Here is a 24594-nt window from a genome sequence, read left to right as displayed (position 1 = left end):
TAGATTTATTAATGAAACCCATTTTGGAAACGCATTAATTTTGATATAAATATAGCATGATTAAGGGAGCAGATCAAGGAATTTGATTATCCATCTATGAGATAGCGATGTTTAAGCAGCGTGATTGAATGAGGAGGAAAGACATACCCTCGCTCCGAGTCGTACCGAGCATCTGTCTTTGTCATGCGCGTTACTTGATCCACGATTTCAAAACCGTTAACCGTCTCCCACGATGGGCAATTCAATTCAATCGCCTCGCAGATCTCCAAGCTTTCCAGGCCGACAAATGATACTGCCGCAGTCACAGACTGTTCCGGGTGGCGGTTGACAACAGCAAGGATAACCTCACCTTTTTCATCGTGATAGGTAGCAGATACATCCAGACAAGCACTAACTGTCGCTTTTTCATCTCCATCCAATAACATCATTGATTCTACTTCGCACGGCAGCTTCCAATTCCCGCTGTGTTCCCGATACAGTTGCAGCGGATGATAGATCGTTTGACAGAACGAACCGTTCCCGTTCGTGAAGATCGGCGCCAGAATGTTGACCAGCTGTGCAAAAGTAGCCATCGTCACCGTATGACTCTGACGTTGGATGACGTTCAGCATACTAGCGACGAGCAGCGCCTCCTTCCAGTTGAAGATTGCCTCCAGATCCGCTACGTAATCGTCCGAACTCTGATGCTGCCAGATGCCCCATTCATCAAGCGCTATCTGAATTTCCCCCTGTCTTGGCGGGAAGCGATACCAGCGATCGAATGACTCAACCCTTGCAGGATAACGATCGAGAAGCTTTTTGGTATCGACGATCATCTCCTCCATTCGGACCGCATGATCAAACAAGTTGGCGTAGTCATCGTTTTCCGAGCGTGCATAATAATGAAGCGAAAGGTAATCGCATATTGGATGAAGCTCATCCAGAATCGCCTTGTTCCACTCCGGTTTTTCCCCTACCATTACGAGCTTAATCGAACGGTCGGCCAACTTCATCTGCTTGGCGAACTCCCAAGAGGCTTTAATGTATTCGTGCGGATCATGAAGAAAGCCGATATCAGGGACCGCGGCCTCCTCATTTCCAAGTCCCCAGTACTTGACGTTATGCGGCTCCTCGAAGCCATGGCTTCTGCGCAGATTAGCATAGTAAGTGTCGTCCGTTCCGTTGCAATATTCCACCCAATTCGCTGCTTCTTCGGCTGTTCCTGTCGTCATGTTGACGATGATGAAGGGTTCGGCTCCGATTTCCCTGCAATATTGAATGAATTCGTTTGTGCCGAATGCGTGATCGATGACGCCGCCCCAGATCCGATTGCTCTGGCGTTTGCGCTCCTCCCTAGACCCGATGCCGTCCATCCAGTGGTACAATTTCACCATTGTGCCACCGGGGAATCTAAGAAGCGGAGGCTGCAGCCCCCTTGCTTTCTCCAGTACGTCTTGACGAAATCCGTTTTTATCGGACAACGGAGAACCGGGGTGAAAGATACCTTGATCAATGCACCTTCCAAGAAATTCAATAAACTGTCCATACATAAAATGATGAATTAAATTCTGCTTCTTCGTAACGTTTACATTGATTCGAGCTTGCATATAACAAACACACTCCTTGGTCGTACTCAAGTGTTGCTCTTCTTCCACTCCTCGAACTGGCGTTCATATTCAGCAACGACCTTATCCAGGCCTGCAGCCTTCATCCTTTTGAGTGCTTCGGGGAACGCCTTGTCATAATCGATCAATCCGAGTTTGATCGGGTAGATGCTTGTCTTAAGCTCTGTCAGACAGTTCGAATATTCTACCCCGACCTTGCTTGCGTCAAAGTTAAAGCCTACTGTGATGCTATTGATCGCGTTCTCCTCGACTGTCGTCTTGGTTTTAACGTATGTCGGATGTGTCTCCGGAGTCCAGCGCCCCATCTTGATGTTCCCCAACATCCAATATTGCAGCTGATAAGCAGGGGCGTTTTTGTCGTCTTTTTTCAGCAACTCCATCTTGTTTGGCCCATCGTCTTTCCAATGGACATCCTTGATGCCATACATGACGAGATCGAAGTTCTCCTGCTTGCTGTACAGCCAGTTCAGAAACTCGATGGCCGCTTCAGGATGTTTACTGGTAGCAGACACACCATTGGAGTTGCGAACGCCGTAAGACCGGAACTTCGGTTTGTCATTCAGATAAAAGGTGTCTACGGAAGCTCCCGGAACTTTATGGGCCAAGTCGCCGATAAGTGCCTCGGCTTCGCGATAAAGGAATCTGCCATTGGATTCTTCCTTCGATTCCAACTCCTTGGGGATGGTGAGAATATCCGGATTAATTAACTTACGGGTATAGGCTTCCCGGAAAAACTGAGCGTCTTTTTTAAATTCATTTGTCTCGATCCACGGCCTGACGTTTCCTTGTTGATCCACGTAGATCAAATCCTGGAACACTGTAAACGGGTACGTATCGTACGTCGTGTGCAGGTAAGCCGGGGTCTCTTCCTTCAGTACCCGAATGTACACGTCCTTGTTGTCTTCGGGCCAATTTTGCTTTAATGCCTCCGACATCGAGAGTAATTCCTCTGGCGATTTTGGCGGCTGCAGATTGTTTTGCTTCAGCAGGTCGGTACGAATGGTGATCATCCCGTCAGCATAGGCGGTATCGGTCCAAAAGTCCGGAACGAAGTACGTCTGTCCTTGAATCTTTGCTGCATCCCAGACCCAATCGGGAAGCGATTTTTTCAAGTCGGATCCGTATTTATTCAACAAATCGTCAATCGGGATGATACCGCCGTTACCCGCAAGGATATTCGGTCCCTTCAAGTCGTGCATAATATGGATCAACTCGAACTCTTCGCCTGTCGACATCATTAAATTCGTCTTCTGATCCCATACATCCCACGGGATATAGATTGCTTTATACGTCAGATGAAGCCCGTCCTGCTCCAGCTTTTTATTAATGGCATCCTCCACCATGGCTTGATCCTGCGGCGCCGTGCCGGGCATGACATAACGAACGGGTACCTTCTCTCCGTCGGCGCTGCTATTGACGCCAGCTGTGGAAGCAGGACCAGTGTTTTCCTCGGAAGAACTGCCCTCGCTCTTCGAATTTGAGCAGGCCGCAAGTGCGGACGTCACGAGCGCAACTCCAAGCAGCAGCGTCAGCAGACGCTTGAAACGAAACAGCTTTTCGATCATACGAGACCCTCTCCTTTAATCGTTTTTTGAAGTGCATGTTCATAATAGGGCTGCACCTGAAAGTACGTAAACTTCGAAATCCGGAGATTGCTTCAATTTATGAGGCTTTTGACAACTATGATTCGGAAATATCGGCTTTCTCTCCAGGGGATTTCAAACGGCTGGTAAGTGCTTCCGAACGGTACTGGGCCGGAGATACGCCATACTTTTTTTTGAAAATGGTGTAGAAGTAGGTTGTGTTAAAGATGCCGATCCGTTCGCTAATCGTATTGACAGAGTCGTCCGTCTCTAGCAACAGTTCCTTCGCCTTTTCCAACCTTATGTTTTTTAAGTAATCACTGAAGGACAATCGGCTATGCGCCTTGAACATTTTTCCAAGGTGGCCCGGCGTCAATTGAACCTGATCGGCGATAAAATCCAGCGACAGATCCGGCCTCGAATAATTTTGATCGATATACGCTTTGATTTCTTCGATAATCTCCGCCTGTCTGCCTTTCGAATTGACTCTGATCGCCTCAGATATGGCTATACAAATCCGCATCAACTCAGAGATAACTTCCTCCAAAGTCTCATAAAGCGTCAAGCTTGTAGCCAACTCCATCAGTCCGTTAGCTTCGCTCTTACAGGCGGGTATTATGGCAAAGTTCCTGTACATCGTTATAACCAATTGATTCAGGCAGATCAGCGCCTGGTCGTAGGGAAGCTCGGATACGTAAACCGCCAATGTATCGATCTCTTTAGCAGCGATCTCGTCACGAGAAGCCCGAATCGATTCCACCAGCACTTTCTCAATCGCGGATGGGTAGCGGATCCCCGCTGTCGGTTCTTCGTCGTCTTCACCGTAAAAGATTCTGCCTGCTCCGGCAAAGAACCTGTTTAGCAGCGCCTCCTTGGCCTTCTCATAGGAATCCCGAATCTCGATATCCGTATGTACGATAGTACCAATGCCGATGGATACCGTTATTTTGAAGAGCTTCTCGACATGCCGCTGAACCTCCTGCAGTCGAGTCTGCAGTTCACTCGGAAAAATCGGAGAATCAAGCTTTCCGAGTATCCCTATCTCATCTGCAGCGATAACGATAGTTTCCATTCCCGTCAACTCCTGAGCTATGTTACAGATGGCGAATCGTATTAGCGACTGCGATTGCTCCGAATGTATATGGCTGAATACGGCGAAGCGATCGATTTTAAGTACAATTGCCAAGAAATCGGGACCCTTTAACGGTTCTAGGTAACGATTCGCGAGGTCGATCTGGCTCCCTTTAAAATAGTTCAACAGATGGCTCTTTTTTGCGATCTGCAATGCCGGGCTTATGGAGGAAATTTGATCAGCGATGTCTTGAAACGCTTCGCCGAGCAATGAATACTCGTTTACTTTCTGGCGCGCTTCATACCCTCCGACCGCATGAATGGAGTTCAGCTTGCGCAGCAGCTTGTCGAGCGGGGCGTACATATTGTTTGCCAGCCAGATTGCCGCTGCAACTCCGGCTAGAAACATCGCTAATGCAATGGTCAGCACAATGGAACGAAGTCGTCCGAGATTCGATAACAAGTCTTTGTAACGGTTCACGCTGACAAATGACCAGTTCAACTCTTCGGACTTGACATAGCTGACTAAATACTTCTCGTGGGCCATGCTTATTGTATAGCTCCCGCTTGTCGATTTTGAAGTCAGCATCCTATTAAGATAAGACTCGCTGTCGACGTTCACGAGAGGAGATTCGCTGTCGCTTTGCATAAGGATGGAGCCGGCATCGTCAGTAATAACAATAAAGTCTCCACGATTGCTTCGAATTTGCTGAACAAGCTCTTGGATGTAGCTTTCGTTGATATTGATGACGATGGCTCCCTTTTTGGGCAAGTATGAGTTGAACCCGGGCTTGAGCACGAAGGTGAATACCTGTTCTCGCTCACCTGTGACCGGATCCTCGAACGTTCGTGGGTATAAGCTGCTGTATGCGGTTTCAGAAGAACTGGAAGCCTGGTCCAGAAGCTCCGCCTCAGCTTGGCGGCTCACTCCCTTATTATTGATATAACGTTCCGTGTAACCATTATAAATCCCGATGAAATTAAGGAATGGGTAGCCTGCCTGCACATCCGTCAAGGCGTGTACGACACGATACTCCTGAAGATAGTCAATTTCCGGGTTAAACATGCCAGTTACGATGTCAGGATTGTTCAGCAAATGGTTTCCCACCTCGTACACTTGCTGGTTGACGATATTCGCCACATAGCTTGTCTGACGAAGCATCGACTGAGAGACGCCGGCAACCTCTCTTACCGAGTTGGCTGAAAAGAACATATAGAGCGCCGTACAGACTACTCCGATCGAGATGGATAGCAGCAAAAAATAACTTAGGAACAGCTTGCGATAGGTTGCATAAAGAAATAGTTTTTTACGGATCTGCATCAAAAACTCCCCCGGTATGCGTACAGTATTTCTTGTTTCAACATTGTAGCAAGTAAATAGTGCACTTCATACCTAAAAGGCCGGAAATCGAAGTTAATTTAGAAAAACGAAATATCAAGTATCGGAAAAGTGGTGGGGAAGCAATAAATCAAAGTTTAATCCGAAATGACACTGAGGTAGTTTAGGTGCAGGTCTTGTTTTTTTAAATCAATCCGAAGGAGAGGAATACCGAATGAACATGAGTAAAATAAAAAGCACATTCAAAGAAATAAGGAAAAATCACATTGCTTACTCACTCGCTTTACCCGCAATGATCTATACGTTTATTTTCGGCTACCTGACACTTCCTTACCTCCTGATCTCGTTCCAAAAGTTCAACTATAAGCTTGGCATTTGGAAATCGCCATTTATCGGCTTTGATAACTTCGAATTCTTCTTCATGTCAGATCGCGCCTGGCAAGTGACATTCAATACGATTCGTTTGAACTTCCTATTTATTGTCGTCGGCACAGCAGCAGCCCTTTTGCTCGCCATTTTGTTTAACGAGTTAAAGGGGCGGCGCTTCTCCAGAATCATGCAATCCACAATCCTGTTCCCCCATTTCTTGTCCTGGGTCATTATCAGCTATGTGATTTACAGTTTCTTTGCTTCTAATTACGGACTTCTCAATCAGATGCTGGCTTGGTTAGGCCTTCCTCAGGAGAACTGGTATTCTGAACCGCGTTATTGGGTGCCGATTCTCGTCACCGTAAACGTATGGAAAGAAGTCGGCATCTCGCTCGTCATCTACCTGGCGGCTATTGCAGGTATCGACTCTTCCTTGTACGAGGCGGCAACTATCGATGGCGCTAACCGTCGGCAGCAGATTCGCTTCATCACGTTACCGTTGCTCATGCCTACAGTAATTATTCTGTCCTTGCTAGCGTTGGGCAAGATCATGTACGGAAGTTTTGACATGATTTATGCGATCATCAAAGATAACGGCTTACTGTATCCAACAGTTGACGTCATCGATACGTATGTATTCCGGTCTTTAAGAACGATTGGCAATCCTGCTCAGGCGATGGCCGTAGGACTCTACCAGTCCATCGTTGGATTCGTTCTTGTTTTCGGAGTAAATATGATCGTACGCAAGGTCAGTCCGGATAATTCCCTTTTCTAAACGAGAAAGGAGTCTTTATGAAAAACCATAAACTATTCGATGTCGTCAACAATACGTTTATTGCAACTTTATCCTTCGTATGTACATTGCCTTTGCTGCTGGTGCTTATTGTATCGATAACAGATGAGCGCTCTATTCAGAGTCAGGGATATAGCTTTTTCCCAAATCAGTTGTCATTTGATGCTTATCGCCTGCTTTTCTCAGGCAGCTCACCGTTGTTACAGAGCTACCTGGTCTCTATAACCGTCACTGTGGTGGGAACGCTGCTCGCGGTTACGATCAACATCAATGGCCGGTTATACGCTGGCGGTACGCCATGTTCGGTACCGTAACGGCCTAGCCATGTTTTTCTTTGTGACAATGGTATTCAACACCGGCTTGGTCCCCTGGTACATGATAAGTACAAAACTTGGTCTCCACAACAACATATGGGCATTGATTATTCCTTCACTTGTTTTCAACCCGTTTAACCTGTTCCTTGTCCGAAACTATATGAAACAAATTCCCGAATCGCTGATCGAAGCTGCCAGAATCGACGGAGCGAACGATGCATTTATCGCCTTCAAGATCTTCTTCCCGCTTAGCCTGCCCGTATTAGCCACCATTACGCTGTTTTATGGTATCGGCTATTGGAACAATTGGTTTAATGCTATTATGCTTGTCGATAACCCGAAGTTATACCCGTTACAGTACTTGCTATTCAAACTCAATTCAGAAATAAGCATGATTCAGCAGATGCAATCCACTTCTACCTCGATGTCGACATCACTGCTTCCGACCGAATCCATAAAGATGGCAACTGCGATCGTCACAATCGGTCCGATCGTTTTGTTCTATCCATTCCTTCAACGGTACTTCATTAAAGGCTTATTAATCGGTTCAGTTAAGGAATAGCTTGCTGTCGCATTACTGAGCAATTCTTGTGGTGATCACTATCATGAAAAAATCCCTCCGATGGTTAGAGAACCAGATAATTCAGTTCTCTAACCATCGGAGGGAATTTGATTATAAGACGGCCCATTTAGGCCTTGCCAATCTCCCCATACCCTTTCTATTTTTTGATTAAAGCTTTATCTTTTGCTAAAGCGAACGGTCTGTAATAACCCACGGTATTGGAAAGCGGCAGCACCTCCGGGTGCAAATCGATATTCAACACGTTTTTGATATACACTCTGCGTTTCTCAAATTTTTCCCACAAACCCGGGTGCTGTTGTTTAATCGTCTCCCTTAAAGCTTCGTCGGCCAGAGCAATCCCTGTTTCCGCGCCAGTTCCCCCATAACCTTTCACGGAAGGGATGATGTCTACCTGAAACAACATCCCGCTTTTAAAGCGGGTTTTGGAATCGGGATATATCGGCGAACACATCCACTCTTCATCGGCCACCAAGTGGCCGGGATTCAGCGACCAGTTGAATTGTTCTTTTGGCAACACAGCTTGAATACAATCATACATTTCGCTGCCGCTCATGCCTATTTTTACGTTTTCCAGCCAAACCACTACGGCAGCATAATACGGAATGGCGACTTTTTCGAGATAATCTTGCACATTTTCAGGCAGTTCGCTCGGATCGGATACAATATAACCGGCTCTGCTTGTTAAACCGCCTTTGTAACCTGTAGTCATCGAAAACTTATCTCCTAGCTGTATCCGTTTATTTTGCGGGTACAAAACAGCTTTAGTAAACCGGTCACCTGTTGTAAAAATTGTTGTTACATTATGAGGTTGACCAAATACGGATAAATAGCTGGCGATTTCAATATCCAATTTGCCCGGCTCTATTTCATCCATCGCCTTTAGTACGCAATCGGAGGCCAAACTCGATCCATATTCATAGTAGGCAATCTCATCCGCATTATTTACAGTTCGAACCCCGCCTTTCTCCCCGATAAAGAGGTCCGTACAATTGATGATGGATCCGCCGTCCTGAACAACCTCCAGTAAGGAATCCACAATATAATAAGGGATATCATACAATTGATGATTATCGTCATACTTGCTGGTGAAAACTTTCCATCCTACAACGCCGATCTTCTTGTTTTCAATATTGGCGGCTTTAAGAAACTCGGTAAAACTTGTTGTGTTCTCCATGGGTTGGTTAGGCAAGGAGAAATGGGGAACGTGAATGGCTTCCGCCTCAAACCTGGAGTGGTTCGCCATTTTTAGATTTTCATTTCCAAGCAAGAGGTATGAAGGCCCCTGACTGTTCATGATTAATAAAGCTTCTTCAAACCGGGGAATGAAACCGGTGAGATATTCAAAGTTGGCTCCATGTTCACGATCGGCATAAATCAGGAGCGAATCAATATTTCTTGCTTTCATTTGATCAAGAACTTTTTTGCGGCGTTCCTTCATCGTTTCATCGGACAAAACTACTGTTTCTTTATTGAATTCACATGTAGGTTGCTGCACTTTTTCAAATGCTATTTTATAAGTTTGTGTCAAAAGACTCCACTCCGTTCTGCTTAAATATCGTCGATAGGAAACATAGGACGAAGAATTCGTTTGTAAGGGATTTTTTCGGTATACTGATACGTCTCCCCAGGGGTTAAAGACATAATGCTCAATTTCGAAATCTCATTCAGTTCAGGGAAAATATACCCTTGCTTGACAACAATAATGTCATAGGCGTGAATATCCAGATTCGCCGCTGTAAATTGATGCATTTCGGCAAACGAAACAAATTTATTGGATACGGCAACATCAATCGGATATTCGTTCAAACGAACGGTAACAACTTCCCCTACATTTTCATTGGCACTGCCGAATATTTTCAAGTTTCTGACATAACCTTTTGAAACAACTTCTCCCGAAATTCTTACTTGCTGTGACGGAAGATCCGAATGGGCGCCTAATTCGATATCTACCTTTTGTCCTACGTCTTGTTTCGATAATATGGATACGGCCTGCGGATCGGTGATCGCGCTGATCAGGATTTTCTTATTGCCGAATTGATTTCGTGTTAATAGCTGTCTCAATACAAAGGTGCTTTGTCCGGAAGCGCCGGCCGTGGTGTTGTCTCCGGAATCGGACATGATCACTGGACTCTCTTCAAATGAAATTGCTGCCTGTAATGCTTCTTCAGGTTCCATGGCGTTCCCGGTAAAATGAAACTCTTTTCTCTTGGAAAAAACATAATCTGCAATTTCTTCAGCCACCGTTTCGGCATATTGGGTATGTTCTTCCTCCGACGGGATGACAACAACCCCCGCCCCACAGGTGTAATTATCATGTCTCGTATATCCTATATAATAGGAAACACTTAGAATTTCCGGTGAAGCTTCCACTTTATCCAGCACTTTATTGATAGACAACAAAGGCTCGTCTGTAGACACACAGCGTTCCCCGCCTAATAAAATCGGCACTCTTCTATACACCGGTTTTATGTTTTTTCTGTTATTCAATAGTTCAATGAGCATTTTCGCCACAAGTCTGTAGGTTTCGTCAATATCGGTATGCGGAGACTGTCTGTAACATCTTACAATGGTTGAATTGGAGATAAGTTCCTCAGAAGTATTACCGTGCGGGTCCATGACAACGGCAATTGGAAAGTAAGGGCCGGTAATTTTGCGAATTTCCCGCAGCAAGAAATGCTCTCCTGATCCTCCCTCCAAATCTTTAATATAGCTTCCGCCGTGAAGAAATAGATATATTCCGTCCAGTTCATGGATATTTTCCTTTACTCCCTGAAGAATAGCACTTGAAATAAAATCGAACGCCTCTTTGGTCACCAATCCTTGAGCATAACCATTTGCATAAATGGTAGGAAGGAGCTCGATATGATGCTGTTCAAAAAGATCTTTTGTTTTCATCTCATCGATCATTTCATCCCCGAATTTATAGACAAAGTCATTCAAACCGCATGGTTTTTTTACGGAAGCATTTGACTCAGCATTAAATGAACCAACAAGCACTTTCATATAGTCCCTCCATTATTGCTTTTTCTTTTCTTGCGAGTAGCGGCTATAATACAAGTAAAATAAATTGTCAAAAATATAATTTACTCCATACACCGTGTATTCCGTAAATACCCTGGGGTTATCTTCATTCCTGCTAATGTAAAAAACATCGTCATAACATTCCGTTAATTCTGCGTCCCTGTTCAAAGTGAACAGCATCTTGTGCGCAGCGCAGTACTTGACAATATCCAGCGTCGCTGCGGCAAATATACCGGTAACTGAAATCGTGATAAGCAAGTCGTCTTTACCCAAAGCCGCGATAGACGAATGATTTGCAGATTGCGTGGCTTGCATATCCCCGAAGGTTAAACTGTCGGAGTAATCTGTAACAACTTTAATGGTTTTCCCGCAAAAAAACATTTCCTGCTGAAAAAACTTGGCCATGGTAGCAGCAGTATCAACGACAAAGATAATCACGTTTTTGCTCTGATACATTTTTTGCACGACTTCTTCAAGACGAGCATCATCAAGTGTCTGGTCAATATCGTTAATCATGCTTATCAACTTATGAGCCGTTATTTTTCGAAAATCACTTACCTGTACACGATTTGTATACTGTCTTTGCTGAAATTCATAGTTTATAAAGTGTTTTTTCATTTCCACAAAATTGGAGAAGCCGATTTTTTTACAAAATCTCCGCACACTTGCTCTTGAGCAGTAACACTGGTCGGCAACATCGAAAATGTTTAACCTTTCAAAATGGTTGTATTGATCCAGGAAATAAGACGCCAACTGATATTCAAGCGTTCCTGTCGAAGTGTTATTGACAATAGACATGAGTGTGCCTAACGGGCTTATTTTTGTATTTTCCATACGGCTTCTCCTTTCGCAAACGGTATTGTTGATTACCCGTAGGTTCTTTTGGTTTTGCCTACTTTACTCAATATCATTGTAGCCGCAAAACTGACCACAATCGCGATGAGTGCTGAAATCAGCGCAATCCAAAAATTGAACAATTGTCCATCCCCGCCGACATAAGTAACAATGGAAGCCAGTCCCGGCGAGACAAGGGCGTACTGTTTTAGCTGAAAAATCCCGGCAAATACCCCGCCTGCTCCACCGCCTATCATCGCCCCATATAAAGGGGTCATATATTTTAGGCAGACGCCAAACAAAGATGGTTCGGTAATTCCTAAAATTCCCGTTATTCCTGCAGAGAGGGACAACCCTTTAAACTCACTGTTCTTGGAGAGAAAGAACGCCGCCAACGCCGCGCTGCCCACAGCCACGTTAGAAACAAGCATTCCCGGCAGCATAAAGCTCTCATAACCGTTTGTCGCCAGAGAGGTGGTGATTACGGAGAGGAACGCTTTGTCCAAGCCCAACATGACAATAAACGGGCTGAATAATCCGAATACTCCTAAAGAAAGCCAACCAAAATTCGTATTTACCCAGTCAAGCCCCTGCGCCACAATATTGCTTAAATATACACTGGCCGGGCCGAATGCAACCAGAACGACAGGAACGGTTATCAAGACGGTAACTAAAGGCCGCAAGAAAAACTTGAGTTCCTTGGGAATGACCTTGTCCACGTTTTTTTCAACAAACGCCATTAACAGAACCCCGAAAATCACCGGCAGCGTGGTCGAGGCGTACGTCGTCTGAGCAATGGGAATGCCCAGAAAAGACAGGCCTTCCGCATTATTGATTGTATCACTTAACAATATGCCGCCAAGAAACGCTCCCATCGTTCCGTTGATGCCAAGCTTTCTGGCTGTAGTGACCCCCAGGTAAACCGGGAGAAAAAAGAATCCGGCGGAATTGATGGCCGACAAAACGACAACGGTACCGCTATTGCGATCAAGTCCAAAATACATCGTTGAAATGTTTAAGACCGCCGCAACGAGCCCTGCCGCTACCAAAACCGGCAATACGGGAACAAAAACACCGCTCAGAAAGTCAATGATGGTGTGTACGGAGAATTTTGCTTTCCTGCCTGTCTCCGAAGGGTCGGCACTAGCTGTAGCTTGTTCGCCGGTCGTAGCGATAAAATCGTTGTAAACACTGTTCACATGAGTACCGATAATGATTTGAACTTCGTTGTCCTTTTGGACGACCCCCAGTACCCCTCGCGTGCTTTTTACAGCCTCTTCCTTTACTTTGGAGGCGTCATTTACTTGCAGCCTCAACCGGGTTGCACAATGATTCGCGAATTTTAAGTTTTCTTTCCCTCCAATCCCGGCCACAATTTGTTCAATCAACGCCTTGCGATCTGCATCCATTTTTATCCCCCTCTGTGATCAAGCATAAAAGTTGTTTGAAAGCGGTTTAAAAACCTAGAAGGCAAGCGCGCTTGTTTAGCCTTTATAAGAATTATAAAATTAATGAAAGCGTAATGCGGAACAAGTTTTGTCCCCAATTGCAATGTTAAATATAAAAGACAAGGGAAGATTTCTCAGTTTCCCTTGTCTTGTCTTTGGCCTGGTTTCGCCAACAGCAAATGTTATTTATTGTTCTTTCGGAATCAATTGTAATAAGCGTTTTGACTTGGTATCCTCCAAGTTGACAATAACTTGATCATAATTATAGGAATTGGTAACCACAACCATAACGGTTGGATCATAACCGGCAGCTTTAATTTGCTCCAAATCAAATTCGACCAATCGATCACCAGCTTTGATCGTCTCATTTTCTTTAACTAACGGTTTAAAATGCTGCCCTTTTAATTTTACAGTGTTAACACCGATATGAATCAATAATTCTATCCCGGAATCGGATACAATGCCTATGGCGTGGCCCGTTTTATAGACGCTCGTTACAGTTCCGTTCACAGGAGCTTTAACGATACCATTTGCCGGAATGATTCCCGCGCCTTTACCCATAGCTTCAGATGCAAACACTTCATCATTTACGCGATTTAACGGAACTGCCTCTCCATCTATCGGTGACAAAATTTCATTTGGGTTGGAAACATCACTATCGATGCTGTCCCCTGGAGGCTTAGTAGAGACACCGAAGAAATAGGTTAAAATGACAGCACCAAAGAATGCAACGATCAAGCCAATCACTTCTCCAATAAAACCTTGACCTAAATAAGTCGGGATAGCTAAAAGACTTGGGAATGTAAATGTTGACGCGTGAACTTCAAACGATCCAATGATAGCGCCTCCAATACCTCCGGCAATCATTGCACAGTAGAATGGACGCTTCAACTTTAAAGTTACCCCATAGATAGCCGGCTCAGTAATTCCAAATATAGCAGTGATCGCCGCCGAGCTCGATAAGCCCTTTATCTTAGCATCTTTGCTTTTTAAGAATACGCCTAAAGCAGCGCCGGCTTGGGAAAGTACAGCTGCACAGACGATCGGTAACCACTGATCGTATCCCTGATTGGCGACATTGTTTATCATCAGTGTAATAAGCGCCCAGTGAACTCCAAAAATGACAATGGACTGATGGAACGCACCCAGAACCAACCCGGCAAGCAGCGGCGAGAAACTATAGATCGCCAACAATGCCAGCGCAAGCAAACCGCTGATCTTTGTACCGATGGGCCCGATCACAATCAGCGTGAGCGGCAGCATGATCACCAGAGAGAACAGAGGAGTCAGCATATTACGAACGGATTCAGGAAACCACTTGTTCAACAGCGGTTCCAAATAAGAGAGGCCCCAGACTGCTAATAAAATCGGAAACACAGACGAAGTATAGGTTATAGGTACAATCGGTATGCCAAAGAAGTTAATCGTTTGTGAATTGGAAACGATTTCAACTAAAGTTGGATGAATCAGCGCACCGGCTAACGATACAGCAACAAATGGATTAACTCTCAATTTTTTGGCGGCTGTAAATGCCAGGAAAATTGGCAAAAAATAAAAAATAGCATCCCCCGCTGCACTCCATACCTTATATGCTCCACTATCCGGAGATATCCAATTCATTGTCGTAAACAAAGCCAGAATACCCTTAAGAATACCTGCTCCGGCTAAAGCGCCCAGAAACGGCGTGAACACTGCCGAAACAAAGTCCATCAATTGACTGACGGGATTAAACTTGCCAGTTCTTTTTTCTTGAATGTCCCCATTGCTGGCAGAAGCATGTGCAGCCATTCCGGGTAACAATGTTAGAGCTTCATAAACCTGACTGACAGAATTCCCGACCACAACCTGATATTGGCCAGCGCTATCAACGACAGTAATTACTCCTTCCAATTTTTCAATTTTGCCGGTATCGGCGCGTTTTACATCATTTAATTTGAATCGCAATCTGGTAGCACAATGCCAGACCGCATTTACATTCTCTTTGCCGCCTACGCCATCCAGAATATCATTTGCCAATTTTTGAAAACTCATTTTTATCCCCCCCATTATAAAGACCCGGACCAACTCATTACAGACTGCAAAATTTGAACGTAACAAAATGATCCGGGCCATGTTGATTTAGCCAAGATCCTGGCCGTTTGAATCAATCACATGCCTATACCAGTAAAAACTGTCTTTGTAATGGAATTCCCCGCTTCCGTTCCCCTCGTCATCATAGTCCACATAAATAAAGCCATATCTTTTCGTCATTTCTGCAGTACCTGCGCTGATAATATCAAACGGTGCCCACGTACAGTAAGCAAAAACATTCGCCCCTTCACGAACTGCTTCCAGCAACGCTTTGATATGCTCCTGGTGGTATTCGATACGGTAGTTGTCATGAACTTTGCAGTCAGCTGTCAGAACATCTCTGAATCCAATCCCATTTTCGGCAATCATCATCGGTACACGATATCTGTCCCAATATTTCGACACACACAAATACAATCCGGAAGCATTGATAGACCAGCCCCAACGATTTTCTTTCAAATAAGGATTCTTGACGGTTGAATTGGGATCCATCGTATTTTCGCCAGCTTTAACGGTGTTTGACCAATAATAGGAGACGGCCAGGAAATCGGCTGTATTATTTCGCAGCAGCTCTTTTTCGGATTCGGTGATTTCCAAACGGATGTTATGATCCTCAAAATAGGTCAAAGCATATTCAGGGTATTCCCCCCGCAACAGAACGTCGCTGTAAAAATACTGCATTCGATTTCTTTGGAAGTTTAATTTAACATCCGCCGGATCGCATGAATAAGGAACGGTTAATGTATCCGCCAACATCATTCCCATTTGCAGCGTTGGGCTCAGTTGATGGGCGAACTCCGTAATCTTCGCGGAAGCTACAAATTGATGATGAATAGCTTGAAATTTCGCCTGCTCGTAATGATCTGCTTGGTCTTTCAGAATTCCCAATGAAGCGAATGCTTCCTTATGAATAAGATTAATTTGATTGATAATGATCCAATACTTAACGACATGTTGATATCTGTTTAGTACTGTTTGTCCATAGTTTACGAATAAATCAATGAGTTCACGATTCGCCCAACCGCCATATTTATCAACCAGGTTTAGAGGCATTTCGTAATGGAAAATGGTTACAATCGGTTCAATATTTTTGCTTTTCATATATTCAAACAGCCGGTCATAGAAGGCCAGGCCTAATTCGTTGGGTTCGGCATCATCCCCATTAGGAAAAATTCTGCTCCAGGAGATGGATAAGCGCAATGTTTTCACATGCATTTCAGCTAAGGCGTCAATATATTCTTTGTAACGGTCATAGAAATGAACGCCTTGACGTTTCGGATAAAAGTATGCCCCATTTCGATATTTTTCATATGTCGATGAATCCAGATCATTGAAATGCAAATCCACGGGATCAGCACCAGATATAAAAGGCTGGATGTCCGCTGTACTTAACCCTCTTCCATCTCTGTTATATGCGCCTTCTGCTTGGTTTGCAGCTATTGCGCCCCCCCATAAGAAGTCTTTTCCAATTTCCTTCATTGCTAATTCCTCCATTGTTCTGTTGGGTACCGCTTGAATTGCATTCCGGTTAAAATTTTTGAACGATAACCACTCCCCCAATAACCAAAAGCGCTCCTACTAATCGAGGAATATTAATAGCATGCGTATTCGCACCGATTAATCCAAAATGGTCAATGATTATGGACACTATGATCTGTCCGGCAAGTACATATCCAACAGTGGCTGCCGCACCTATCCGGGGCATTAGTATAGTAGTTGCCGATACATAGAAGGCTCCTAAAAGTCCCCCTGTCCACATCCACCAGGGTGCTTCAAGCCACTCTTTTTTTACATGTAAACCATTTCCAAAAAGAGAGATAAACATTAATACGATGGCCCCGACAGTAAATGAAATACCAGAAGCTGTAATGGGTGAACCCACCACTGTCCTTAATTGTGAATTGACGCTAAATTGAATAGGAAGAGCCATCCCTGCTAATAATGCAAATATCATAAAAAAAATAGCCATTTTGATGTGCCTCCTTTCTCCAAGCCTTTGACAATCCGAGTATAGTTTATATACTTAGATAAGTAAAATTAATAATGAGTATAGGAGGTATACTGGAATCTTATATGGATATCAATTATGAACTCTACAAAATTTTTTATATCACGGCCAAAACAGGCAGTATGTCTAATGCAGCAAAAGAGCTTTTCACGTCACAACCTGCGGTTAGTCAATCCATAAAATTATTGGAGAGCAAGCTGGGGGGGAAATTGTTTCATAGAGTGGCGCAAGGTGTGTCTCTCACCTTTGAAGGAAAATTGTTGTTTCAATATGTAGAACAGGTCTATGAATCATTACAAGCAGCCGAGCGAAAATTTTTGGAACTGAGAAATCTGACTACCGGACAACTAAGAATAGCTGTAAGCACTACTGCATGCAGCAGCTTTTTTATGCAATATTTAGAAACGTATTCTTTAACATACCCCAATATCGAAATTTTTATAAAAGATCAATCTACTGATATGACCATGCGGCAATTGGAATCTGGCGAAATAGATATAGGTATAATTAATTTTAACGGAAACAAAGACTCCCTTTCTATTATAGGCAAGATTGAAATTCAAGATTGCTTTGTAGTGAATGAACGATACCGTGAGCTTTGCGATAAACAAGTATCTTTAAAAACATTAGTAGAAAATTATCCTATCAATTTGGTGCAAAAAGGACTTAACACAAGAAACTATATTGACAGTTTTTTTGATTCTCATGATCTGAAGGTGTCTCCTAAAGCAGAATTAAGCACCATGGAGCTGCTAATTGAATTTGCCAAAAAAGGAATGGGTGTTTCCTGTGTAATTAAAGATTTTGTACGCACAGAATTGGAACAGCAACAGCTGTTCGAAGTACCTATCCAGGAGAAAATACCGAAAAGGTTTTTGAGTATTGCTGTAAAGAAAGACTTTCCTCTATCTTCTGCAGCACAGAAGTTCATTGACCTTATTAAAAAGTAGTTATTTGGACGGTTTGCTTTACTCGACCTCTTTATCATTATTTTTTTATTGCAAATGCAACAAAATTAGGTTAAATTCAAAGTATGCCATTTTTATTGCATTTGCAACAAAAATATGTGCGAAGGAGTTAACTATGAGGGAAATTCTTCGTGAAATTGGAATGATCGCACGGGCGTTGGATTCCATAAGCAATATAGAATTTAAAGAATATGACCTTACAAAAGGACAGTATTTGTACCTTGTGCGAATATGTGAAAACCCGGGAATCATTCAGGAAAAGTTGGCTGAAATGATTAAAGTAGACCGGACAACCGCCGCTCGTGCTATAAAAAAACTTGAAATGAATGGTTTTATTGAAAAGAAAGATGATAAGCATAACAAAAAAATAAACAAGCTCTTTCCAACAGAAAAAGGGAAGCATGTATTTCCTTTTATAAAAAGAGAACATGATCATTCAAATAGCGTCGCATTAGCGGGATTTTCCGAAAGTGAAGCAGAAACCATTTTCAGTCTTCTGCAAAGAGTAAGAACAAATATAGAAAAGGATTGGGAATTTGTAAAAAAGGGTAACAAGCGAACTTATTGATTATTAAAGGAGAGGCGTATTCAAATGACCCTAACAATAAAAAAATGCAGCCACGAAGATTTACAAATACTCCAGGAAATAAGCATTGAAACATTTAACGATACATTTAAAGATCAGAATTCACCTGAAAATATGAAAGCCTACTTGGAAAGAGCATTTAACGTTAAACAGCTGGAAAAGGAATTGTCCAATAGTGCTGCGGAATTCTTTTTCGCCTGTTCCAATGAAGAACTTGCAGGATATTTAAAGATAAATATGAATGATGCCCAATCCGAAAACATGGGTGATGAGTCACTTGAGATCGAGAGGATTTATATAAAGAGCAAATTTCAAAAACATGGGCTGGGCAAATATCTGCTAAATAAAGCTGTTGAAATTGCGATGAAACATCATAAAAAGAAAATTTGGCTGGGCGTATGGGAGAAAAACGAAAATGCCATTGCTTTTTATAAGAAAATGGGGTTTGTGCAAACAGGAGCCCACTCTTTCTATATGGGTGATGAAGAACAGATCGATTTTATAATGACCAAAACACTCGAATAACATTTCTCTGTGAAGATATTCAGCTAACGGTGAACGTTAGTCTATTGATAAAACCTCCCCATGAGAGCAAATGATGTTGATTAAACGCTCACATAGGGAGGTTTTAATTTTCTGATATAGTAAGCTGCAGGAACTATTTGAAGCTTGCCTTGATGCGATATAACAAAGCACTCCCCATATATTGGCTTCAGGATTCCAACGGCTGAATTCCGCCTTTATCATAGAACATCGGCCCTTTGGACCAGGCCACAGCCAGATGCATTAATAGCTCTGTCTTTAGCCGTTCACGAATGGCGGATAGCTCCTCATCATGGTAGCGGTTCACCCATTCTCCCGGATCATCCGTCAAATGGTACAGTTCCCCTTTCGTATCATCCACTCGCGCGGCCGCATCCCGGACAGAGCCCTCGATATACAAAATCAGCTTCCATTCCTTCGTTCGCCACATCAGTGCTGGCGCGGAATGCGGGGTCCGTTGCCATCGGGGTTCAGTCTGCATTCCTATCATTCCACTTGGATTTTTTCGAGTATAAATGGACTTGATCCCGACTGTCAACCACTTTAAGAGGGAACCGCCACCCAATGATCTTTGCTAATTTCGATCAAGCGGGAGTTCTCCAACTGGTATTTATCCGCCTTGCTTTCCTCCCCGCTTTCCTCTTCCGTGAGCTGTCTGCTTTTGAAGGACTCCGCCTTCGGGTCCGGTACGGGAATGGCCGAAAGCAGTGATTTGGTATATTCATGCTGCGGATTGGCATACAGCTCTTCACTTTCCGCGAGCTCTACAATTTTGCCTCCATACATCACGGCCACCCTGTCGCTGATATGCTTGACCATGGCGAGGTCGTGAGCTATGAAAAGATAAGTGAGGCTTAACCGCTGCTGAAGATCTTCAAGCAGCTTCACAATTTGCGACTGAATGGAGACGTCAAGTGCCGAGAGCGGCTCGTCGCATACGATAAATCGCGGCTCAACCGCCAGCGCGCGGGCAATCCCGATCCGCTGCCGCTGTCCGCCGGAGAATTCATGCGGATAACGGTTGGCGAATGAGGCATCAAGCCCAACCATGTCCAGCAGCTCCTCCACTCTTTTTCCACGCTGCAGCTTGCTTCCGTACAGCTTATGTATATCCAGAGCCTCTCCAATAATATCCTTTACTTTTCGGCGCGGATTCAAAGAGGCATACGGGTCCTGAAAAATGATTTGCATATATCTTCTCATCTGCTTCATTTCTTTGGGGGAAAGTCGTCCGAGCGCCGTGCCCTGATAAAGCACATCTCCTCCAGTGGGCTCATGAAGCCGCAGAATGGAGCGTCCTGTAGTTGATTTCCCACTGCCCGACTCCCCCACCAGCCCCAGCGTCTCCCCTTCATTGATGTAAAAGCTGATATCGTTAACCGCCCGTACCACCTGCCCTTTCCCCATATCAAAAAATTGCTTGAGCGCACGCACCTCGATCAGTGGACGTTCACCCTTGCCGCTTACACTGAGACTGACTTGCCTCTTAGACTTTTTGCTTTCGTGCAATCGTGGAATCGCATCAAGCAGCTTGCGTGTGTAAGGATGCTTCGCATCTTCGAAGATGTCCGCAACCGTTCCCGATTCGACAATCTCGCCCTCTTTCATCACCGCTACCCGGTCGCACATACCCGCCACGATGCCCAGGTCATGCGTAATCAGGATGATGGACGTGCCAAACTGCTGCTGCATATGCTTCATCACCTGCAAAATTTGCGCCTGGATCGTCACATCAAGCGCGGTCGTCGGTTCATCCGCGATCAGCAGGGCCGGACGGCAGGCGAGCGCAATGGCGATCATCGCCCGCTGGCGCATGCCTCCCGAAAATTCATGCGGATACTGCTCATATCTCCTTTCCGGCTCCCGGATGCCTACAAGCTTCAGCATCTCAATGGCCTGCTCCTTCGCCTCCCTGTGAGACAGCTTTTGATGTTTGATTAAAGTTTCCGCAATCTGCTCACCGATCCGAAGCGTCGGATTGAGCGAGCTCATCGGGTCCTGAAAAATCATGCCGATATCCCTGCCACGGATGCTCTCCATTTCCGCCTGTGTTTTTTGCACCAAATCGTGCCCCAGAAAAACAATTTCACCCCCCTTGATCGATGCTGGCGGAGAGGGCAGCAGCCGCATGATCGACCGTGCGGTAACACTTTTACCACTGCCTGATTCCCCCACAATTCCAAGCGTTTCCCCCGGATAAAGCTCAAAGCTTACTCCACGCACAGCTTCAACCTCCAGGCTGCGGGCTGCAAAGGCTACGCGTAAATCTCTTATTTTTAAAATAGGTTCCAAACGAATCACCTGCCAAGTTAAAAGTTTCATCCGTTCCCGAATTGTCTTGACTATCCACAAATGCCCAAATAAAATGTACTATATTCATCGGATTAGTACAATTTAATTTTGTAAGGAGGTGAAATCTTTTGGAATTATCCACAGCTCCCAAAGTATCATCTGTTTATTCCCAGGCCGTTGCTGAAGCTTACGGGCAAATGATGCTCCATCCTGCATACCGCTTCTGGCTGTTATTAACCGGCGCCCCGGTAAACCTCGTTGTCCTGCTGGTGCATCTGTATCGCAGAAGAAGCTCTACCGTACTCAGTCTGCGGGCGCAGGTGGAAACAGAGCTGCGTGCTGCAGGGCATTATGACAGGCTCGTGGCTGAGTTTGAGCAGCAGCTTATACATAAACAGCGTTTTTTCGGGCAGCAGCCAAGCAAGCGCGAAGCATACCGGGAAGTGGTTCAGCGGGCGGAAGTGCGGTTTCGGGAACTCGTCAACGAAGAGGTTGCTCATCAGGCACAGGATAACCAGGCAGTGGAGCACAGTTTTACGGACACATTCCGCTCGCTTGCAAAGCACCCGTTGTTTCTGTTGTTAACCTTCATTCCCGGTCTGCTGATGTACAGCCTGATGCTGGTTTACAGCAATCCTTATGTGAAGTTCGTATTCGAACGGCTGGTCATGACCTTCTTCGTCATCCTTGGCGTGGCGCTGCTGGTTTTCACCATCCTGTATCTGTCGCCATTCGATCCGGCAGCCAACATTCTTGGCGAAACAGCGACTCCTGCACAAATTCAGTCCTTTAACTCATTGTATGGTCTGGATCAGCCTTATCTCACACAGCTATGGAGCAGTATTAAAGGCATCCTGACCTTTAATCTCGGCAGCTCGTTCACCGGCAATGAAGAGGTTGTGCCCACAATCGTCAGAAAGTTTCCGGTAACATTTATGCTCGCAACCATCTCGCTTGTGCTGGCATTAGTGATCGCTCTGCCGATCGGCATCCTTTCGGCCGTAAAACCGAATTCCTTGTTCGATCACAGCTTTATGTTCATCGCCCTGTTGGGATTGTCCATTCCGAACTTTTGGCAGGGACTGGTACTCATCCTGAACTTTTCGATTCATCTGGGATGGCTTCCCGCAACCTATAACCCGCAAAATGCATTGTCCTTCGTGATGCCGGTCATTGTGCTGGGTACCGGACTGACGGCGGCGGTCGCCAGAATGACCCGTTCTTCCACGCTGGAGGTCATTCATGAGGATTATATAATGACGGCCAGAGCCAAAGGGCTTAACCGGTCGCAGGTGCTGATGAAGCATGCGGTCCGCAATGCCCTTATCCCGATCATCACCGTGGTTGGCCTGCAGTTCGGCACCATGCTGGGCGGAGCGGCCGTGACAGAGAAGGTATTCAATATCAGCGGGCTCGGCAGTTATATCGTGGATAAACAGTTTATCCCTGATATTCCGGCCATTATGGGCGGGGTGGTGTACACAGCGATTACCATATCACTGGTCAACGTCATTGTGGATGTGATGTATGCCTTTATTGATCCAAGAATCCGCACGAAAATGAAACATTATTAAAGCAGGTGGGGTCCATTGTCCGAAAGACGTTTCGCCCGTCACAAAGACGGGCTCAAGCTTAAAACATCCACAGCGTACAACCAGGCCGTCTTTGCCTGGATCAGCTCGCTTGTGGTTACACTGATTCTGCTGCTCAACAGCTTCAGCTATAACAGCCTTTCGTTGAAGCCGGTGGTGTTTACGGTATGTTTGCTCTATGCCTTCTTCACCCTGCTGCAGGCTGCCGTTACGGCATTGGTTCGTGCGGATCTCCTTCGTTCCGGAGCCATCCGCCGCCGCACAAGGGCCTTCGGTTATATCCAGCTTCTAAGCGCTGCGATAGGCAATATTTTTATCGTGACTGCAGCATTTGGTCTTGTAAAAAAACAAAAAACCGCTGAGTACACGCTGGCCGTGTATATGCTGCTCACACAGCTTTTCGTAATTGCCGTATCGGCCTTGAATCTGTTCAAGCCGTATGTGGCGGATGCCTTCCCCGCCGCCATGCTCATCCTATGCGCTGTTGCCCTGTTTGATCTTGCAGCACTGCTCATCATTGCGAAGGCTGTACGAAAAAATGATATTGCCCCACGGCTGCTATGGCTTGCGGTGCCGTTGATCCTTACAGCAATAACAGGGAATCTGTTCTCCCTGCTGCTTGGCATCATTTTAATGGCGAAAATACGGGGCAGAAACGATCCGGCCGCACCCAAATGGGAAGACATTGCAGAACGGATCACACAAAACATCGCCTCCATGCTGGGTATGTTTTTTATCGTTTTTCTGTTCTCCATTTCCATCTGCAGCATGTTCACCTTTGACTACAGCATGGCGGTGGAAAACAATTACAGTGCTATTTTGCAGCCTCCAAGCCTGGCATATCCACTGGGGACCGACAACTTTGGCAGAGACCTGTTCTCCAGAATCATCTTTGGGGCCAGAATTTCGCTTGTTGTCGGAACGATATCCACCCTGATCCCGTTCCTGGCCGGCGGCATTCTGGGGGCGATCTCCGGATATTATGGGCGACATTCAGATAACATCATTATGAGAACACTCGACATCCTGTACTCCATCCCGGGCATTCTGCTGGCCATTGCCATTATCGCCGCTTTTGGTGCCAGTACAGTCAACCTGATTCTGGCCCTCAGTATCGGCGCCATCCCGGCTTACGCCCGCACGATGCGGGCCAGCGTCATGATGGTGTCCACGTATGAGTTTGTTGATGCGGCCCGAGCACTAGGTTCGGGCAGTCTGTCTATTCTGTTTAAGCACATTGTACCGAACTCCATGGCGCCCATGATCGTTAAAGCTACTCTGACCATCGGTTCGGCTGTCATCGCCACCAGCAGCTTAAGCTACCTTGGGCTTGGAGTGGAGCCGCATATCCCGGAATGGGGGAATATTTTGAAGCTGGGCAGCACCTATCTGGAAACCAACTCCTATCTGGCCGTGTATCCGGGTTTGGCCATCATCGCCCTTGTGCTTTCCTTTAATTTTCTGGGGGATGGTTTAAGGGATGCCCTTGATCCTAAAATGGCCTAGCCAAATGGCATAGTTCGAGAATTACACATTCATGGAAATTCAGTAAACCTACTTATATTAGGGGAGGAAA

At 45.2% G+C, this 24594-nt stretch carries 20 protein-coding genes; 8 read left to right on the top strand and 12 right to left on the bottom strand.

From position 1 onward, the window contains the following. Window positions 1-86: 86 nt before the first annotated feature. From ACE5KN_RS14355 to ACE5KN_RS14345, 3 genes are all read right to left on the bottom strand, one after another. Entirely contained in the window at window positions 87-1460 is a 1374-nt protein-coding gene (locus ACE5KN_RS14355) for an alpha-L-arabinofuranosidase C-terminal domain-containing protein (RefSeq protein WP_375524014.1), read from the bottom strand. Between the two features lie 152 nt (window positions 1461-1612). Then, window positions 1613-3169: an extracellular solute-binding protein gene (locus ACE5KN_RS14350; RefSeq protein ID WP_375523827.1), complete on the bottom strand. Its 1557-nt coding sequence runs from the start codon at window positions 3167-3169 to the stop codon at window positions 1613-1615. Between the two features lie 115 nt (window positions 3170-3284). Beyond that, a complete protein-coding gene (locus ACE5KN_RS14345; protein ID WP_375523826.1) occupies window positions 3285-5579 on the bottom strand; it encodes a helix-turn-helix domain-containing protein in 2295 nt (764 codons plus the stop codon). 232 nt (window positions 5580-5811) lie between these two features. On the opposite strand from ACE5KN_RS14345, the gene ACE5KN_RS14340 reads away from it, so the two are divergent. Genes ACE5KN_RS14340 through ACE5KN_RS14330 form a run of 3 tightly spaced genes read left to right on the top strand, consistent with a single transcriptional unit; the run spans window position 5812 to window position 7635 of the window. Further along, window positions 5812-6741, top strand: a complete 930-nt coding sequence (locus ACE5KN_RS14340; RefSeq protein ID WP_375523825.1) for an ABC transporter permease — start codon at window positions 5812-5814, stop codon at window positions 6739-6741. 17 nt (window positions 6742-6758) lie between these two features. Continuing rightward, window positions 6759-7073, top strand: a complete 315-nt coding sequence (locus ACE5KN_RS14335; protein WP_375523824.1) for an ABC transporter permease family protein — start codon at window positions 6759-6761, stop codon at window positions 7071-7073. Next, a complete protein-coding gene (locus tag ACE5KN_RS14330) occupies window positions 7030-7635 on the top strand; it encodes a carbohydrate ABC transporter permease (RefSeq protein WP_375523823.1) in 606 nt (201 codons plus the stop codon). The genes ACE5KN_RS14335 and ACE5KN_RS14330 overlap by 44 nt, the downstream gene beginning before the upstream one ends. 157 nt (window positions 7636-7792) lie before the next feature. Here ACE5KN_RS14330 and ACE5KN_RS14325 read toward each other — a convergent pair whose 3' ends face one another. From ACE5KN_RS14325 to ACE5KN_RS14295, 7 genes are all read right to left on the bottom strand, one after another. Beyond that, window positions 7793-9184: a M24 family metallopeptidase gene (locus tag ACE5KN_RS14325; RefSeq protein ID WP_375523822.1), complete on the bottom strand. Its 1392-nt coding sequence runs from the start codon at window positions 9182-9184 to the stop codon at window positions 7793-7795. A gap of 20 nt (window positions 9185-9204) precedes the next feature. Continuing rightward, the gene (locus ACE5KN_RS14320; protein WP_375523821.1) at window positions 9205-10659 is read right to left on the bottom strand and encodes a M81 family metallopeptidase; all 1455 of its coding nucleotides are present in this window, start codon (window positions 10657-10659) and stop codon (window positions 9205-9207) included. Window positions 10660-10671: 12 nt separating this feature from the next. Beyond that, window positions 10672-11511 (bottom strand): MurR/RpiR family transcriptional regulator, encoded by an 840-nt coding sequence (locus ACE5KN_RS14315; protein WP_375523820.1) that lies wholly within the window; start codon window positions 11509-11511, stop codon window positions 10672-10674. Between the two features lie 32 nt (window positions 11512-11543). Next, a complete protein-coding gene (locus tag ACE5KN_RS14310; RefSeq protein WP_375523819.1) occupies window positions 11544-12920 on the bottom strand; it encodes a PTS transporter subunit EIIC in 1377 nt (458 codons plus the stop codon). Window positions 12921-13145: 225 nt separating this feature from the next. After that, window positions 13146-14990: a beta-glucoside-specific PTS transporter subunit IIABC gene (locus tag ACE5KN_RS14305; protein WP_375523818.1), complete on the bottom strand. Its 1845-nt coding sequence runs from the start codon at window positions 14988-14990 to the stop codon at window positions 13146-13148. 87 nt (window positions 14991-15077) lie between these two features. Beyond that, window positions 15078-16508 carry a glycoside hydrolase family 1 protein gene (locus tag ACE5KN_RS14300; RefSeq protein WP_375523817.1) on the bottom strand — a complete coding sequence of 477 codons (1431 nt, stop codon included), beginning with the start codon at window positions 16506-16508 and terminating at the stop codon, window positions 15078-15080. Window positions 16509-16557: 49 nt separating this feature from the next. After that, window positions 16558-16998: a DMT family transporter gene (locus ACE5KN_RS14295; protein WP_375523816.1), complete on the bottom strand. Its 441-nt coding sequence runs from the start codon at window positions 16996-16998 to the stop codon at window positions 16558-16560. Between the two features lie 104 nt (window positions 16999-17102). Between ACE5KN_RS14295 and ACE5KN_RS14290 the strand changes: the two genes are divergently transcribed. The 3 genes from ACE5KN_RS14290 to paiA all read left to right on the top strand — a co-directional run bounded on the left by ACE5KN_RS14290 (window position 17103) and on the right by paiA (window position 19116). Then, entirely contained in the window at window positions 17103-17987 is an 885-nt protein-coding gene (locus tag ACE5KN_RS14290) for a LysR family transcriptional regulator (RefSeq protein WP_375523815.1), read from the top strand. 133 nt (window positions 17988-18120) lie between these two features. Continuing rightward, window positions 18121-18573, top strand: coding sequence for a MarR family winged helix-turn-helix transcriptional regulator (locus tag ACE5KN_RS14285; protein ID WP_375523814.1), 453 nt, complete (start codon window positions 18121-18123; stop codon window positions 18571-18573). A gap of 24 nt (window positions 18574-18597) precedes the next feature. Then, window positions 18598-19116, top strand: a complete 519-nt coding sequence (paiA, locus tag ACE5KN_RS14280; protein WP_375523813.1) for a spermidine/spermine N(1)-acetyltransferase — start codon at window positions 18598-18600, stop codon at window positions 19114-19116. 187 nt (window positions 19117-19303) lie between these two features. On the opposite strand, the gene ACE5KN_RS14275 is transcribed toward paiA, so the two are convergent. Continuing rightward, window positions 19304-19564 (bottom strand): hypothetical protein, encoded by a 261-nt coding sequence (locus ACE5KN_RS14275; RefSeq protein ID WP_375523812.1) that lies wholly within the window; start codon window positions 19562-19564, stop codon window positions 19304-19306. 113 nt (window positions 19565-19677) lie between these two features. Continuing rightward, a complete protein-coding gene (locus ACE5KN_RS14270) occupies window positions 19678-21426 on the bottom strand; it encodes an ABC transporter ATP-binding protein (protein ID WP_375523811.1) in 1749 nt (582 codons plus the stop codon). Between the two features lie 197 nt (window positions 21427-21623). Between ACE5KN_RS14270 and ACE5KN_RS14265 the strand changes: the two genes are divergently transcribed. Both ACE5KN_RS14265 and ACE5KN_RS14260 read left to right on the top strand, forming a co-directional pair. Further along, window positions 21624-23000 carry an ABC transporter permease gene (locus tag ACE5KN_RS14265; protein ID WP_375524013.1) on the top strand — a complete coding sequence of 459 codons (1377 nt, stop codon included), beginning with the start codon at window positions 21624-21626 and terminating at the stop codon, window positions 22998-23000. Between the two features lie 15 nt (window positions 23001-23015). Continuing rightward, window positions 23016-24524 carry an ABC transporter permease gene (locus ACE5KN_RS14260; protein WP_375523810.1) on the top strand — a complete coding sequence of 503 codons (1509 nt, stop codon included), beginning with the start codon at window positions 23016-23018 and terminating at the stop codon, window positions 24522-24524. The last annotated feature ends 70 nt before the right edge of the window (window positions 24525-24594 follow it).

The organism is Paenibacillus terreus (genome assembly GCF_042138595.1).
GTDB classification, from domain to species: Bacteria; Bacillota; Bacilli; order Paenibacillales; family Paenibacillaceae; genus Paenibacillus; species Paenibacillus terreus.
The sequence above is the reverse complement of the archived record's forward strand: the minus strand, read 5'-3'. Positions and strand labels throughout refer to the sequence as shown.

Excerpts from the sequence above, each read along its gene's own strand:
- ACE5KN_RS14350 (WP_375523827.1), bottom strand. The coding sequence starts at position 3,169 with ATGATCGAAAAGCTGTTTCGTTTCAAGCGTCTGCTGACGCTGCTGCTT.
- ACE5KN_RS14345 (WP_375523826.1), bottom strand. The coding sequence starts at position 5,579 with ATGCAGATCCGTAAAAAACTATTTCTTTATGCAACCTATCGCAAGCTG.
- ACE5KN_RS14340 (WP_375523825.1), top strand. The coding sequence starts at position 5,812 with ATGAACATGAGTAAAATAAAAAGCACATTCAAAGAAATAAGGAAAAAT.
- ACE5KN_RS14335 (WP_375523824.1), top strand. The coding sequence starts at position 6,759 with ATGAAAAACCATAAACTATTCGATGTCGTCAACAATACGTTTATTGCA.
- ACE5KN_RS14330 (WP_375523823.1), top strand. The coding sequence starts at position 7,030 with ATGGCCGGTTATACGCTGGCGGTACGCCATGTTCGGTACCGTAACGGC.
- ACE5KN_RS14320 (WP_375523821.1), bottom strand. The coding sequence starts at position 10,659 with ATGAAAGTGCTTGTTGGTTCATTTAATGCTGAGTCAAATGCTTCCGTA.
- ACE5KN_RS14315 (WP_375523820.1), bottom strand. The coding sequence starts at position 11,511 with ATGGAAAATACAAAAATAAGCCCGTTAGGCACACTCATGTCTATTGTC.
- ACE5KN_RS14310 (WP_375523819.1), bottom strand. The coding sequence starts at position 12,920 with ATGGATGCAGATCGCAAGGCGTTGATTGAACAAATTGTGGCCGGGATT.
- ACE5KN_RS14305 (WP_375523818.1), bottom strand. The coding sequence starts at position 14,990 with ATGAGTTTTCAAAAATTGGCAAATGATATTCTGGATGGCGTAGGCGGC.
- ACE5KN_RS14300 (WP_375523817.1), bottom strand. The coding sequence starts at position 16,508 with ATGAAGGAAATTGGAAAAGACTTCTTATGGGGGGGCGCAATAGCTGCA.
- ACE5KN_RS14295 (WP_375523816.1), bottom strand. The coding sequence starts at position 16,998 with ATGGCTATTTTTTTTATGATATTTGCATTATTAGCAGGGATGGCTCTT.
- ACE5KN_RS14290 (WP_375523815.1), top strand. The coding sequence starts at position 17,103 with ATGGATATCAATTATGAACTCTACAAAATTTTTTATATCACGGCCAAA.
- ACE5KN_RS14285 (WP_375523814.1), top strand. The coding sequence starts at position 18,121 with ATGAGGGAAATTCTTCGTGAAATTGGAATGATCGCACGGGCGTTGGAT.
- paiA (WP_375523813.1), top strand. The coding sequence starts at position 18,598 with ATGACCCTAACAATAAAAAAATGCAGCCACGAAGATTTACAAATACTC.
- ACE5KN_RS14275 (WP_375523812.1), bottom strand. The coding sequence starts at position 19,564 with ATGTGGCGAACGAAGGAATGGAAGCTGATTTTGTATATCGAGGGCTCT.
- ACE5KN_RS14265 (WP_375524013.1), top strand. The coding sequence starts at position 21,624 with ATGATGCTCCATCCTGCATACCGCTTCTGGCTGTTATTAACCGGCGCC.